Annotated in this window: 6 protein-coding genes; 4 read left to right on the top strand and 2 right to left on the bottom strand. The window is 72.3% G+C overall.

What is annotated here, in order from left to right; translation table 11 throughout:
• The first annotated feature begins 6 nt into the window (after positions 1-6).
• The 3 genes from ACFZB9_RS00605 to fabD are packed head-to-tail and all read left to right on the top strand — an operon-like array spanning position 7 to position 12,837.
• On the top strand, positions 7-3,621 hold the full coding sequence (locus tag ACFZB9_RS00605; protein ID WP_391442546.1) for a beta-ketoacyl synthase N-terminal-like domain-containing protein: 3,615 nt from the start codon (positions 7-9) through the stop codon (positions 3,619-3,621).
• 40 nt (positions 3,622-3,661) lie between these two features.
• Positions 3,662-9,571: an amino acid adenylation domain-containing protein gene (locus ACFZB9_RS00600; RefSeq protein ID WP_391442544.1), complete on the top strand. Its 5,910-nt coding sequence runs from the start codon at positions 3,662-3,664 to the stop codon at positions 9,569-9,571.
• Complete coding sequence (gene fabD / locus ACFZB9_RS00595) at positions 9,568-12,837, top strand: ACP S-malonyltransferase (RefSeq protein ID WP_391442543.1); 3,270 nt, start codon at positions 9,568-9,570, stop codon at positions 12,835-12,837. The genes ACFZB9_RS00600 and fabD overlap by 4 nt, the downstream gene beginning before the upstream one ends.
• A gap of 7 nt (positions 12,838-12,844) precedes the next feature.
• Here fabD and ACFZB9_RS00590 read toward each other — a convergent pair whose 3' ends face one another.
• Positions 12,845-13,462 carry a TetR/AcrR family transcriptional regulator gene (locus ACFZB9_RS00590; protein WP_391442541.1) on the bottom strand — a complete coding sequence of 206 codons (618 nt, stop codon included), beginning with the start codon at positions 13,460-13,462 and terminating at the stop codon, positions 12,845-12,847.
• Positions 13,463-13,591: 129 nt separating this feature from the next.
• Here ACFZB9_RS00590 and ACFZB9_RS00585 point away from each other — a divergent pair, with 129 nt between their 5' ends.
• Positions 13,592-14,236, top strand: a complete 645-nt coding sequence (locus ACFZB9_RS00585; RefSeq protein ID WP_391442539.1) for a peptidoglycan recognition family protein — start codon at positions 13,592-13,594, stop codon at positions 14,234-14,236.
• 187 nt (positions 14,237-14,423) lie between these two features.
• On the opposite strand, the gene ACFZB9_RS00580 is transcribed toward ACFZB9_RS00585, so the two are convergent.
• The gene (locus ACFZB9_RS00580) at positions 14,424-14,963 is read right to left on the bottom strand and encodes a flavoprotein (protein ID WP_329584274.1); all 540 of its coding nucleotides are present in this window, start codon (positions 14,961-14,963) and stop codon (positions 14,424-14,426) included.
• Positions 14,964-15,046: the final 83 nt, after the last annotated feature.

Genomic DNA, 15,046 nt, shown 5'->3' with positions numbered 1-15,046 from the left:
ACGTCAATGTCGTCCGACGTCAAGCAGACACTGTCGCAGCTCGCCGCCCGGATCCTGCACGCCTCCCCTGAGCAGGTGGCCACCGAGTCCTTCGCGGACCTGGGCCTGGACCTGACCAGGGCCGTGGAACTGGCCGAGGAGATCAACGCCCGGTTCGGCACCGCCCTGGCGACCAGCGCGGTCGCCGGGGCCGGTGACGCCGGCCGGCTCGCCGAGCGCATCGAGGCCGAACTCGCCCGGCAGGCACCGCAGGAGGCGGTGGCCGTGATCGGGATGCACTGCCGCACCGCCGGCGCCTCCTCCCCCGAGGAACTGTGGGAGGTGATCAGCCAGGGCCGGGACTGCACCGGTGCGGTGGACGATCCGGTCGCGCTCTCGCTCTTCCACGAGCACTTCCCGAAGGCGGCGGTGCCGAGCTACGGCGCCATGTCCGGGGCCGACCGCTTCGACCCGGCCTTCTTCCGGATCTCGCCGCGGGAGGCCGCCGCGATGGACGCGGCCCAGCGGGTCCTGCTGGAGTCCTGCTACCACGCGCTGGAGGACGCCGCCCTGGACCCGGCGGCACTGCGCGGTCAGGCGGTGGCGACCATCGTCGGCAGCACCGGGCTCGCCCCGCAACGGGAGTACTCCGCGCACGCGCTGATGGGCGCCGACACCAGCATCATGGCGGCCCGCCTGGCCTACCACCTCGACCTGGCCGGGCCCGCGATGACCGTGGACACCGCCTGTTCGTCCTCGCTCGTCGCGCTGGACGTCGCCCGGCGACTGCTGCTCGACGGTGAGGCGGACCTCGCCCTGGCCGGCGGCGTCTACGTGGTCAACCACCCGGGGACCTTCGTCACCATGGAGGCGCTCGGCACCGTCTCGCCCAACCGGGCCTGCCGGCCCTTCGACGCCGAGGCCGACGGCATGCTGGTCGGCGACGGCGTCGGTGTGCTGGTCCTCAAGCGGCTCTCCGACGCGGTGCGGGACAACGACCGGATCCTCGGGGTCGTCCGGGGCAGCGGGACCAACCAGGACGGCCGCACCTCGGGGATCACCTCGCCCAGCTCCGCCGCGCAGAGCGCGCTGCTGCGCGAGGTCTACCGCCGCAGCGGTGTCGACATGGACCGCCTGCGCTACATCGAGGCGCACGGCACCGGGACCAGCCTGGGCGACCCGATCGAGGTGCACGGCCTGGCCGAGGCGTTCGAACAGTTCACCGACCGCAGGCAGTTCTGCGCGATCGGTTCGGTCAAGGGCAACATCGGCCACACCATGGGGGCCGCGGGTGTGCTGGGCGTGATCAAGGTGCTGCTGTGCCTGCGCCACCACAAGCTCCCGCCGGCCGCCAACTTCAGCAGCGCCAACAAGGACGCCGACCTCGACGACAGCGCGGTCTACGTCAACCGTGAGCTGACCGACTGGACCACGCAGGCGGACGCCCCCCGGCTGGCCGGGGTCAGCTCCTTCGGCTACAGCGGGACCAATGCGCACGTGATCATCGAGGAGTACACCGCCCCCGCCCGCCGCGGCCGGGCGCTGCCACGGCGACGTCGCCAGCTCGTCCCGCTCTCCGCCCGGACCGACGCCCAGCTGCGGGCGAAGGCCGCGGCGCTGGCGGCACGGCTGGGGGAGACGGCGGCCGGCGACGAGGACCTGCAGGACGTGGCCTACACGCTCCAGGTGGGCCGTGAAGCCTTCGCGGAGCGGCTCGCGGTGTCCGCCGACACGATGGGCGAACTGGTCGAGCGGCTGCAGGACTTCGCGGACGGCGCCGACGGCGTCGCCGGCACCCACCGCGGGCAGGTGGCGGAGGCCCAGCCGGGCGGGCGGCCCCGTCCGGTGGCCGGGCGCGACGTGGACGAGATCGCGGCGGCCTGGAGCACCGGCTCCACCGTCGACTGGCCGCGCCTGCACACCGGCAGTGCCCCCCGCCGGATCGCGCTGCCGGCGCACCCCTTCGAGCGGGAGGTCTTCCCGCACGCCTGGGCGGACGGTGACCCCGCCGCCGGGGCCCCGGCCGGGCCGGGGCCGGCCGCCGGAGCCGTCGGAGCCGTCCCCTCGGTCCTGCCGCTCCTCGACGCGGCGGCCGAGGAGCACCTGCGCGCCGTCCCGACCGCGGACAGCCTCCAGAACGCGCTGCACTCCGATGTGATGGTGCGTGAACTGGCCTCGGTCTGCCGCCGGACACTGTTCGCCTCGCTGCGCCGGATGGAGGTCTTCGCGGAGCCCGGCGAGCGGCACAGCACACCGGAGCTGATGCAGCGGCTCGGCGTCGTGGACGGCTACGCGCGGCTGTTCGACGCGCTGCTCGGCATCCTCACCGACGAGGGCTACCTGCGTGCCCAGGACGGTGAACTCGTCACCACCGAACGGGTCACCGAACCCGGCGTGCTGCGCTGGGAGCCGGAGCAGCTGGCGGCCGTCACCGAGCAGGTGACCGCCGAGTACCCGGAGATGGACGGGTACGCCCGGCTCCTGATGGCCTGCCTGGAGGAGCTCCCGGACATCCTCACCGGTCGGCGCAAGGCCCACGAAGTCCTCTTCCCCGACGGCTCGTTCGACGCGGTGGAGGCCGTCTACCACAGCGATCAGGACACCAACGGCCTGGTGGCCCGGCTGGTCGCCGAGTACGTCCGGGCCCGGCTCGACGGCGACCCCCAGGCCTCCGTCTCCGTGCTGGAGATCGGTGCCGGTACCGGCGGGACGACCGCCGCGGTGCTGCCCGCGCTCGACGCCGCCGAGCAGCGGCTGCGGTACGTCTACACCGACATCTCGCGCAGCTTCACCTCCTACGGACGCAACCGCTACGGCAAGGACCACCCCTTCCTGAGCTTCGAGCAGCTGGACATCGAGTCCTCGCCGGTCGAGCAGGGGTTCACGGCCGGCGGCTACGACCTCGTGCTGGCCTGCAACGTGGTGCACGCGACCCGGCGGATCGACGACTCGCTGGCCCACGTCCGGCAGTTGCTGCGGCCGGGCGGCGTGCTGATCCTGCTGGAGACCACCCGGGTCCAGGAGTTCTTCACCCTCACCTTCGGCCTCATGTCCGGCTGGTGGGCGTTCGAGGACACCCGCCGGCTGCCGGGCTCGCCGCTGCTGAGCGTCGGCATGTGGCGCCAGGCGCTGGAGTCAGGCGGGTTCCACAAGGTGCGCAGCCTGTCGCTGCTGCCGGTGCGCGAGGACCAGGCCCACCAGGCCGTCGTCCTGGCGGAGCTGGAGGGTGCCGCCCCCGGCCCGGCCGTCACCGGGCCGGTGACAGCGAAGCCGGCCGCCGCCGGGGCCGCCCCGGCCCAGGCAGCACCCGCGGTGGCCGCGGACCCGGCGAACGCGCCGGCCGACGACGCGGAACCCGCCGAGAGCACCGGCTCGCTGGAGGACCTGGTCCGCGCCGCCTGGCGGGAGGTCCTGGGCGTCACCTCGGTGCGGCCGCAGGACGACTTCCAGGAGCTGGGCGGTGACTCCATCCTGGCCACCCAGATCATCTCGCGGATCAAGAGCGGCTTCCCGATCGAGCTCGACCTCGGTGAGCTGTTCCAGGCCCGCACGCTCGCGGACATGGTGGGGATGCTCGAAGCCGAGCTGATCGACCGCATCGACGACCTGCCCGAAGAGACGATCAGCAGCCTGCTTGCGTGAGTTGCGGAACACCCGGACGAAACAGAGGAGCTCTCCCGCCATGTCCCCCGAAGACCTCGCCAACACGCGCAAGGCACAACTGTCCCCGGCGAAGCGGGCGCTGCTGGAGCGGCTGAGCGGCGCGTCTCGCGGGGCGCGCGCCAACGGCATCCCGCGCCGCCCCGCCGGTGACCGGCCGCCGCTCTCCTTCGCCCAGCGCCGGCTGTGGTTCCTCGACCAGATGGTGCCCGACAGCCCGGCCTACAACGTCCCGATGAGCTTCCGGCTGCGCGGGCCGCTGCGGCGCGAGGTGCTGGAACGCGCGGTCGGCGAGGTGGTGCGCCGGCACGAGTCGCTGCGCACCGTGCTGCCGAGTGAGGGGGGTGAACCCTGGCAGCAGATCCTGGAGCACATGACCGTCCCGGTCGCCCTGGTCGACCTCACCGCGGACCCGACCCGGCTCGACGCGCTGGTCTACGAGGAGGGGCGCCGGCCGTTCGACCTGGCCACCGGGCCGCTGCTGCGGGTCACCCTGTACCAGCTGGAGCCCGAGCTGTTCGTGGTGCTGCTCAACGCCCACCACATCGTCGTCGACGGCTGGTCGCTCGGTCTGTTCTGGCAGGAGCTGCTGACCCTCTACCACGCCTTCGAGGCCGGGCGCCCGTCGCCGCTGGACGAACTGCCGATCCAGTACGCGGACTTCGCCGCCTGGCAGCGCGACCACCTCAGCGGTGACCGGCTGGAGCAGCAGCTCGGCTACTGGCGTGAACAACTGGGCACCGGGACCGAGCCGTTGGAGCTGCCCTTCGACCGGCCCCGTCCACCGGTGCAGGCCTTCGAAGGACGGGACCTGCGACTGGTCTTCCCGGCCTCGCTCCGCGGCGCGCTCACCACACTGTGCAAGCAGGAGGGGGTCAACCTCTTCTCCGTGCTGCTCGGTGCGCTGAACGTCCTGCTGCACCGGTACACGGGCCAGGAGGACATCGCGGTCGGCTCGCCGGTCACCAACCGGACCCGGCTGGACATCGAGCAGCTGATCGGACTGTTCGTCAACACCTTGGTCTACAAGACCAGGCTGAGTGGTGAGCCGGACTTCCGTGAGGTACTGCGCCGGGTGCAGGACGTGGTGAACGGTGCGCACCAGTACCAGGAGGTTCCCTTCGAGGCGGTCGTGGAGGCGCTGCAGCCGGAGCGGTACCTCAGCCAGAACCCGCTGTTCCAGGTGAGCTTCAGCTTCCTGCCGGCCCGCGAGCTGAGCACGGGCGAGGCGCTGACCGTCGAGGCCATCGAGGGAATCCGCATCGACACCGCCAAGTTCGACCTCTGGGTGAGCGTGGTCGACCGCGAACGCGACCTCCTGGTCGAGGTGGAGTACAACTCCGCGGTCTTCGACGAGGCGACCGTCCAGCGGCTGCTCGACGGGTATCGCGTGGTGCTGGAGGCGGTGGCCGCCGACCCGGGACTCGGCATCGGTGAACTGCCCGTCATGCCGACCGCCGACCGCGACCGGCTCGAGCTGGAGTGGAGCGGGTCGGCGGCTTCGCTTCCTGCGGCGCCGAGCGGCGCGCTGCTGCACGAACTCTTCCAGGAACAGGCGGCGCAGGCACCTGGCGCGACAGCCGTCAGCCACGGCGCGGACCACGTTTCGTACCGCGAGCTCGACGGTCGGGCGAACGCACTCGCGTTCCGGCTGCGCCGACTGGGCGCCCGCCCCGGCATGGTGATCGGACTGTGTGCCGAGCGGTCCGTGGACCTGGTGGTCGGGATCCTGGGGATCCTGAAGTCCGGTGCCGCCTATCTGCCCATCGATGCCGGCTATCCGCCGGAGCGTGTCAGCTATCTGCTGACCGACAGTGCCGCGCCGATCCTGGTGGTCCAGCCCCACCTGGTCGACGGTCTGCCCGAGCACGCGGCGGATCTGGTCGTCCTCGACGAGGCGAGCGACGACCGCGTTCCGGAGCGGTCGGCAGGTGCCGGCCCGACCGATCCGGCCTACGTCATCTACACCTCCGGCTCCACCGGTCTGCCGAAGGGCGTGCTGGTCAGCCACGCGAATGTGGTGCGCCTCTTCTCCGCCACCGAGGAGTGGTTCGGCTTCGGACGGGCGGACACCTGGACGCTGTTCCACGCCTTCACCTTCGACTTCTCGGTGTGGGAAATCTGGGGAGCGCTCGCGCACGGTGGGCGTCTGGTTGTCGTGCCGCACTGGGTGAGCCGCTCCCCGGAGAGCTTCTACGAGTTGCTCCGTGACGAGCGGGTCACGGTGCTCAACCAGACACCGCTGGCCTTCCGCCACCTGGCGGAGGTGGAACGGGGCAGTCTCTGCCTGCGGTGGGTCGTCTTCGGCGGCGAGGCACTGGACGTGCGCGCACTGCGTGGATGGTTCGACCGACACGGGGACAGCTCGCCCCGGCTGGTGAACATGTACGGGATCACCGAGACCACCGTGCACGTGACCCACCGCCCGCTGAGCCGCGCGGACCTCGACTCCGCCACGGCACACAGCCCGATCGGACGTCCCATCCCCGATCTGCGGGTCCGGGTACTGGACCGTTACGGACAGCCGACGCCGGTCGGCGTCCGGGGCGAGCTGTACGTCGGCGGTGAGGGCGTGACCCTGGGGTACCTGAACCGTCCGGAGCTGACGGAGCAACGCTTCCTGCCCGGGCCCGACGGCTCGCGCTGGTACCGGAGCGGGGACCTGGTGCGCTGGACGGCCGATGGGGAGCTGGAGTACCAGGGCCGCGCGGACGACCAGGTGAAGATCCGTGGCCACCGGATCGAACTGGGCGAGATCGAGGCGGCTCTGGCCGGGCACCCGAAGGTCGGGGAGGCAGTGGTCCTCGCGCGCGAGGAGGCCGGGACCCCGGGGAACCGGCGGTTGGTCGCCTACGTCGTGCCGGGCGACCACCGGGACGAGGCGGACGACCCGCGCGGCGAGGAGCCCGCAACGGCCCCGGCAGCACGTGGGACGGAGTGGGAGGCCGTCTTCGACCGTGTCTACGCGAAGGAGGCGCCGGACTCCGCCGACTTCAGGATCAGCGGCTGGGACAGCAGTTACGACGGCTCCCAGCTGCCGGCGCAGGAGATGCGCGAGTGGGTGGACACCACGGTGGAGCGGATCCTCGCCCTGGAACCCCGCCGGGTCCTGGAGATCGGCTGCGGTACCGGCCTGCTGCTCGCCCGGGTCGCTCCGCACTGCGAGGTCTACCACGGCTCCGACATCTCCGCGGTAGCGCTGGACCACGTGCGCAGCGGACTGCTGGACCACCGGACGGACCTGTCCCACGTCCAGCTGCACCACGGCGGCGCGGACGACTTCTCCGCCTTCCAGGACAAGCAGTTCGACCTGGTGGTCATCAACTCCGTGGCCCAGTACTTCCCGGACGCGGGCTATCTGCGGGACGTCCTGGGCAAGGCGCTGCGGTGCGTGGACGACGAGGGCACCGTGTTCGTGGGCGACCTGCGCAACCTCGCGCTGCTGGAGGCCTTCCACACCGAGGTGGAGCTGCACCAGTCCGGGGTCGAGCCGGGCGACGAGCGCCTCGGCGCGCGGGTGCGCCAGCGCATCGCCCAGGACCAGGAGCTGGTGCTGCACCCCGACTTCTTCCGGGCCGTGCAGCAGGAGGAGCCCCGCCTGACCCGGCTGCGGACCCAGCTCCGGCGCGGGGTGTACCAGAACGAGATGACCCGGTACCGCTACGACGCGTTCCTGCACGTCGGTGGAGCCCCTGCGGCCCCGGTCGTCCCCGGTGATCCGATCGCCTGGTCGTCGGGGCTGGACGCACTCCAGGAGGCCGAGGACCGGCTGCGCGCCGAGCCGGGGCGGGCACTGGCGGTGGTCGGACTCCCGAACGCCCGACTGGCCGCGGGTGCCGCCGACGGAATCGAGCCGGAGCAGTGGTGGCGACTGGCCGAACGGATCGGCTGCACGGCGACCGTCGACTGGATGCCGGACCGCACGGACGGCAGCTACTCGGTGCTGTTGAGCCCGAAGGGCGACGACTGCTCCTGGGTCGCCTGCGAGACGACCGGGCCGGTGAGGCAGTGGCAGGAGTATGCCACCGACCCGGTGTTCAACCAGTGGTCGCGGGCGCTGGTGCCCGAACTCCGCAAGTACCTCAAGGACCAGTTGCCGGACTACATGCTGCCCGCTGCCTACGTCGCCCTGAAGAAGTACCCGGTCAACGCCAACGGAAAGCTCGACCGCGCCGCCCTGCCGGAGCCGGTGATCGAGGCGTCCGTGGCGCCCGGCGACACCGTCGGGGCCCGGACACCGACCGAGCGGATCATCGCCGAGCTCTGGACCGAGGTCCTCGGCGTGGAGTCGATCGGAGTCGGCCACAACTTCTTCGAGCTGGGCGGCGACTCCATCCACAGCATCCATGTGGTCGCCAGGGCCCGTGACCGCGGCCTGGAGCTGTCTCCGCAGATGATCTTCCAGTACGGCACGCTGGAGGAACTGGCGGCGGCGGTCGACAGCGGGCCGGGAGCCGCAGTCCGTGCGGCGGGCGAGTCCGGCGACGGGGATGCGCTCGCGGGGCCGGCAGAGCTACGAGCGGACCCGGACATCGAGGACGTGTACCCGGTGGCTCCGTTCCAGGAGTGGGCGTTGCGCCGGTTGCGCTCCCCGGAGCCGGGAATGTTCCAGGTCCATCGGCTCACCGCGGTGCCGCGGGGCGCGACCGACACCGAGCACTTCCGCCAGATCCTCCGGGCGCAGGCCCAGGCGTACCCGGCACTGCGGACCTCTTTCCGGTGGACCGGACCGGACGAGGCCGTCCAGGTGGTCCACCGTGAACCGGCAGTCGAGTTGGAGTTCGCCGACTGGAAGGACCTCTCCCCGGCCGAGCAGGACGCGGCTCTGGAGCGCCACCTCACCGCGGACCGGGAGCGAGGTATCGAGCCCGAGAAGCCGGGCGCGATCAGGTTCTTCGTCGCCGATGTGGACGACCGGACCTGCGTGATCGTGGTCAGTCTCAGCTACCTCTGCCTGGACGGCTGGAGCTTCGACATCATCGCCAACCAGCTCGACACCGGCCTGCCGGCACTCGCCGCAGGGAAGCCGTTCGAGATCGAACCGGCCCTGCCGTTCCACGAGTTCGTGGCGGCGGTGCGCGGGATGGACCAGCACGAGGCCGAGCGGTACTGGTCACGCACGCTCGGCGATCTCCCGGGACCGACGCGGCTCTCCGCGCAGCTGGCCGGGAACGCCGTCGGTACCGAGAAGGGATTCGGGCGGCAGTGGGTGTCACTGCCCGACGAGCTGGCATCCCGTCTGCGGGAGGTGGCCCGCAGCCACCGGCTGACGCTCAACGTGCTGTTCCAGGCCGGCTGGGCGGCCACGATCGCGGCCTTCGTCGCGGACGGGAACGAGCAGGCCGATCTGACCCACGGGGTGCTGTTCACGGGGCGTTCCGCCGGGCCGCAGGGAGTGGGCGACATGGTCGCCCCCACCCTGAACATCCTGCCGCTGCGCACTCGGCTGGACGCTGCCGAGCAGGTCCCGGCCTACCTCGGCCGGGTCAAGGACGAGCTGATCGCCATGAGCCGCTACGAGAACACCCCGATGCACCGGGCCCTGGCCTGGGCCGGACAGCCGCAGGACGCGCTGCCCACGGAGAGTTACGTGGTCTTCCAGAACGTCGGACTGGACAACTCCGAGCGTTTCAGCGCCGCGTACTACATCTCCCGGATGGGGTTCCCGCTGCGCCTCGACGTGTTCCCGACCGAGACGGTCAAGCTGCACATGTCGTACTACCGGGACCGGTTCACGGACGCGTCGATCGGTGGGCTGATCGGCTCCTTCCTGTCCGTGCTGGAGGTGCTCGCGAGTCAGGAGGAGCACAGCGTTCGGGACCTGATGGCGGCGGCCCGGGGGCGGCGGCCCGCGCCGGCCGACCTCCAGGGCTTCCGCGAGGGCGAGTTCGTGGTCAGGGACATCTGCGCGCTCCAGGACGACGATCGGTGACAGCTCGCACCGTGTTCATGTTCTCCGGGCAGGGGTCGCAGTACCACGGCATGGGCCGCGACCTCTACCGGGCGGAGCCGGTGTTCCGCGAGACGCTCGACCGGCTCGACGCCACGGCGGCGGCGGAGCTCGGGCAGTCGGTGCTGGCCAGGATGTACGACCGGCACCGCGGCCCGGCCGAGCCGTTCGAGGACATCGAGTTCACCCATCCCGCGATCTTCATGGTGGAGCTCGGCCTCGCGCGGACCCTGATCCACCACGGCATCGAGCCCGACCTGCTGCTCGGCGCGAGCCTCGGTGAGCTGGCCGCGGCCGCGCTGGCGGACGTCGTGGACCCGCAGGCCTGCCTGCGGCTGCTGATCCGCCAGGCCGTGGGGCTGCGGGCGCTGCCGCGCGGCGGCATGCTCGCGGTCCTGGGCGACGTCGCGCTGCACCGGGACATCCCGCTGCTGCGCGAGCACACCGAGGTGGCCGCCCGCAACTATCCGGGCCACTTCGTGATCGCCGGCGCCGAGGCGGCGATCACCGAGGCCGAGGGCCTGCTGCGGGCGCGCGACGTGGCCTGCCACCGGGTCCCCGTCCGGTACGGCTTCCACTCGGCGCTGCTGGACGCGGCCGAGCCGGCGTTCCGCGCGGCCCTGGCCGAGGTCGCGCTGGGGCCGCCGCGGATCCCCGTGGTGTCCTGCGCCGCCGCCGGTGAGGTCGCCGAGGTGACGGCGGACCACCTGTGGCGGGCCGCCAGGGAGCCCATCGAGTTCGCCGCCACGCTGGCCGGGCTGGAGGAACGGGGGCCCTACCGGTACATCGACCTCGGACCCTCCGGCACCCTGCACAACTTCGTGCGGGCCGGCCTGCCCGCCGGCTCGCGTTCGGTCTCCCACCCGTTGCTCACCGCACTGGGTGCGGGCCCCCGGGCGCTGGCGGCGCTGCGCTCCGCCCTCGCCCCGGGCCCCCGCCCGGGCACCACCTCCCAGGACGGCACCATGAAGGTCTACGGATTCCCCGGTCAGGGCAGCCAGGTCAGGGGGATGGGCAAGGAGCTGTTCGAGGAGTTCCCCGGGCAGACCGCCCTCGCCGACGCCGTACTCGGCTACTCGATCAGGGAGTTGTGTACCGAGGACCCCCGGCGGGAGCTGCGGCTGACCCGGTTCACCCAGCCCGCGCTCTACGTGGTCGGTGCGCTGAGCTGGCTGCGGAGACTGCGTGCGGACCCCGAGCCGCCGCACTACCTGGTGGGTCACAGCCTGGGCGAGTACGTGGCGCTGTTCGCGGCGGGGGCCTTCGACTTCGAGACCGGGCTGCGGCTGGTCAGCCGGCGCGGCGAGCTGATGAGCCGCGCCGAGGGCGGCCGGATGGCCGCCGTGCTGGGCTGTGATCTGGGCAGCCTGGAGCGGGCGCTGGACGAGCACGGTCTCGACGGCCTCGACATCGCCAACCACAATGCGCCCGGCCAGTTCGTCCTCGCCGGGCCCGCCGACCAACTCGACCGGGCCAGGCCGGTGTTCGAGGGACTCGGCGCGCACTTCCTGCCGCTGAACGTCAGCGCCCCCTTCCACTCGCGCTACCTGCGCGGGACGGCCGAGGAGTTCGCCCGCTACCTGGACGGCTTCACGCTGCGCGATCCGGCGCTGCCCGTGATCGCCAACGCGGATGCCCGGCCGTACCGTCCCGGTGAGGTGCGGCGGATGCTGGCCCGGCAGATCTGTTCGCCGGTGCGCTGGACCGAGACGGTCCGGTACCTGATGGGCAAGGGCGAGTTCACCTTCGAGGAACTGGGGCCCGGGTCGGTGCTGGGCAAACTGGTCGCCACGACCAGGGCCGAGGCACAGCCGCTGTCCGTCGCGGAGCCGCTGCCCGGCGCTCAGCCGCTCTCCGGCGCGCAGCCCGGGCCGCCGCCGGCCGTCCCGGTCTCCGCGCCGGCTCCTGCCGTCACCGCCCCCGTCCCCGTCACCGCCCCTGTCCCCGTCACCGTCCCCGCGTCGGCCCCCGACCTCGCCGGGCCGCAGTCGCTCGGCGCGGCGGCGTTCCGGGAACGCTACGGCCTGCGCCACGCCTGCATCGCCGGTGCGATGTACGGCGGGGTCTCCGGGCCGGAGCTGCTGGTACGGCTGGCGAAGTCCGGCGGGATGGGCTTCCTCGGCACCGGCGGGCTCCCGCTGGAGGAGGTGGCGAGCGCCCTCGACGCGCTGCGCCGCGAGCTGGGCACCGACCTGCCCTACGGTGCCAACCTGCTCCATCAGTACGCCGATCCGCAACGGGAATCGGCACTGGTCGAGCTCTTCCTGCGCGCGGGTGTGCGGACGGTCGAGGCCTCGGGCTTCGAGCGGATCACGCCCGCCCTGGTCAGGTACCGGCTGGGCGGCGGCCGGGTGCTCGCCAAGGTGTCGGGCACCGAGATGGCGGCCGCCTTCCTCGATCCCGCACCACCGGCGCTCGTCCGGCAGCTGGTCGAGGAGGGACAGGTGAGCGCGCAGGATGCCGAGCGTTTCGCGCGGGTCCCGATGGCCGACGACCTGTGCGTGGAGGTCGGGGCCGGCTGGTACGACGCGCCCGGCACCCTGGCCACCGTGCTGCCCGCCGTGCTCCGCCTGCGCGATGCCCGCGGCGGCGCCGGCCCGCGGATCCACGTGGGCGCGGCCGGTGGGATCGGCACCCCGGAGGCGGCCGCAGCGGCGTTCGTCCTGGGGGCGGACTACCTGCTCACCGGATCGATCAACCAGTGCACACCGCAGGCGGCCACCAGCGAGGCGGTCAAGGACCTGCTGCAGGAGCTCGACGTGCACGACACCGCGCTCGCCCCCGCCGCCGAGGGGTTCGAGCGGGGGATGCGGGCCCAGGTGGCCGCACGCGGGGTGCTCCTCCCGGCGAAGGCGGGCACGCTGCACGAGCTGTGGCGCCGCCACGGCTCCTTCGACGAGATCGAGCCGGCGACCCGCCACCGGATCGAGACGAAGTTCCTGCACGGGACGTTCCAGGAGGCCGCCGCGGGCTCCGGTACCGATGCCAAGCGGCAGCTGGCCGCGGGCTTCCGCTGCTACCTCGACCGCGGTTTCGACCTGGCGCGGCGGGGCGTCCCCGACCGTCAGGCCGACTACCTGGTCTACTGCGGCCCGGCGATGGGAGCGTTCAACTCCTGGGTGGCCGGCACCGCACTGGAGCCCTGGCGCTCGCGCGATGTCGACACGATCACGGCCCACCTGATGTCCGGGACCGCCGCGCTGCTGGCCCGGTTCGCCGCACCGGGAAACGCCGGACAGCAGGGCTGAGGGACCGTCACAGTGTGGTGGCGGCGGCCGGTTTCAGCAGCGCCGCCGCCACCGCCCGGACCTGGGCCGCCGAGCTCTCCCGCGCCACCCCCGGCAGCCCGATCGCCAGCGGCACCGAGAACCCGTCCAGCACCGCGCGCAGCTGCGCCGCCCGCTCCTCGGCCGGACCGGGCCGGAACTCCCCGCGGGCCACCCCGTCCTCGATCAGCGCCGCCAGGTCCGCCTGCCACGGCGCCTCGATCGCCAGCTGCCCCTGCCGGATCTCCTCGCTCGCCGGCGAGCGCCCCCACACCTCGACCCACAGGATCCAGCGCGGATCGCCGGGCCCGTCGGCCAGATACAGCTGCGCGTACGCCGCGAACCGCTGCCAGGCGCTCAGCCCCGGCTGCCCCAGCGCCGCCCGCCGCCGCTCACCCAGCTGATCCTCGCTCCAGCGCAGCGTCTCCAGCAGCAGCTGGTCCTTGCTGCCGAAGTAGTAGAGCAGGTGCCCGGCACTCATCCCCAGCTGCTTGCCGAGGCCCGCCATGGTCAGCTTCGCCAGCCCGTGCTCGGCGATCGCCGCCATCGCCACCGCCAGCACCTCCTCCCGCGGCCGCGCGGGCCGCCGGGTCCGGGGCTCTGCCATGCTGCGGGCTCCTTGGGGCTGGGGTCGGGGGTGGGTGGGGCGCTCATCAGCCTAAGGGGCGAGGTCAGCGGGGCCGGGGATTCCCAAGGGATGGTGGCATGCCCTCCGGGGTCTCGCTAACCTGGTCGTATGCAGCTGGTCACCCGCGCCGAGTGGGGTGCGCAACCGCCCAAGGCCGACTGGACGTACGTGGCGAGGACCCAAGGCGTGAAGGTCCACTACGAGGGTGAGCCGGTCCCGGCCGATCTGGTGGACCATCACGAGTGGTGCGCGGGGCGGGTGCGCGCCATTCAGGCGGCGCACCTGGCCGACCCCACCGAGGGGTGGATCGACATCGCCTACAACGCCGTGGTCTGCCCGCACTCCGTGGTCTTCGAGGGTCGTGGTCCGCACCACGAGACGGGTGCCAACGGCAACCAGCCGCTCAACCTCGCGCATTACGCGGTCTGCGCCATGCTCGGCGACTCCGGGCTCACCGAGCCGAACGACGCGTTGCTGACCGGCTTGTGCGACGCCATCGAGTGGTTGCGGCTGGAGGGCGGCGCCGGGCCGGAGGTCAAGGGGCACCGGGACGGCTACCCCACCCAGTGCCCGGGCGACCCGCTCTACGCGTGGATCCGGGCCGGTGCCCCCCGGCCCGCCCGGGGCGGCCACACCCCGCCGCCGGGCGCCGCCGGCCCCTCCCGCCCCGGTGGGCGCCGTGGCACCCCGGGCCCCCGCAAGGGCAGCCGCCCGCCCCGCCCGCCGCAGGCCCCGCCGGGGGCTGCGGGCTGAGCCGGCGTCAGACCCGGGGCTGCTGCTGGGTGATGCAGTGGATGCCGCCGCCTGTCGACCTCTCGGCCGCTTGACCTGCTGGTTCTATGCAGCATCAAGATCGGCTGGGAGCTGAGTTGGAGATCCACTTCTCGCCTTCTCCACCGCTCCTGCAGGGAACCTGCAATGCGACGTTCCATCGCAGGTGTCAGGTCACATTCCTGACGGTCGCCAGCGCCGCGCCCCACGGATACGCGGCAGGGTTGCCCTGGCCAGGGATGTTCGGCACGAAGCCGCCCGGGCCGAGGAGCACACGCACACCAGCCCCGCGGAGCACGGCAACACTGTGTTCGAACTGCGGATGCGCGAGGAACGCTGAGTTCACGCAGGGCATCGTGACCAGCGGGATCCCCTTGCCGATGGCCTCAGCCGCGAAGCCAACGATGAAGCTGCTCGTCAGGCCGAGTGCCCACGAGTTCAGGGTGTTGAAGGTGGCTGGCGCCAGCAGGGCGGCCGTGGCGGGAGGCCAGACATCGGGCTCGCCCGGGCGTCGGTGGCGGCTGCGTACAGGGTGACCAGTGAGGCGCTCCAGCTCGGCGAGCTCGCCAGTCAGCCAGTCGGCCGCCGTTGGCGTCAATCCCAGGCACACACGCCACCCATCGGTCTGGGCCTGTTCGATAACTGGTGCGAGGTTGAGCACGGGCGGTGCTGCGGACCCCAGCAGATAGAGCACTCGATCAGTCGGCATGCCGCTGACAGTACGAGATCCGGATCACAGTGACCACGTTCGGGGGTATCGTCATTGCGCTCGGTAGTCAGACCAGGGGATCC

The organism is Kitasatospora sp. NPDC008050, from assembly GCF_042957465.1.
Classification (GTDB): Bacteria; Actinomycetota; Actinomycetes; order Streptomycetales; family Streptomycetaceae; genus Kitasatospora.
Note: the sequence above shows the minus strand (reverse complement) of the source record. Positions and strands in the feature narration are given on the sequence as shown.

Coding starts and splice junctions, on each gene's coding strand:
- ACFZB9_RS00580 (WP_329584274.1), bottom strand. CDS start 14,963: ATGCCGACTGATCGAGTGCTCTATCTGCTGGGGTCCGCAGCACCGCCC.
- ACFZB9_RS00585 (WP_391442539.1), top strand. CDS start 13,592: ATGCAGCTGGTCACCCGCGCCGAGTGGGGTGCGCAACCGCCCAAGGCC.
- ACFZB9_RS00605 (WP_391442546.1), top strand. CDS start 7: ATGTCGTCCGACGTCAAGCAGACACTGTCGCAGCTCGCCGCCCGGATC.
- ACFZB9_RS00590 (WP_391442541.1), bottom strand. CDS start 13,462: ATGGCAGAGCCCCGGACCCGGCGGCCCGCGCGGCCGCGGGAGGAGGTG.
- ACFZB9_RS00600 (WP_391442544.1), top strand. CDS start 3,662: ATGTCCCCCGAAGACCTCGCCAACACGCGCAAGGCACAACTGTCCCCG.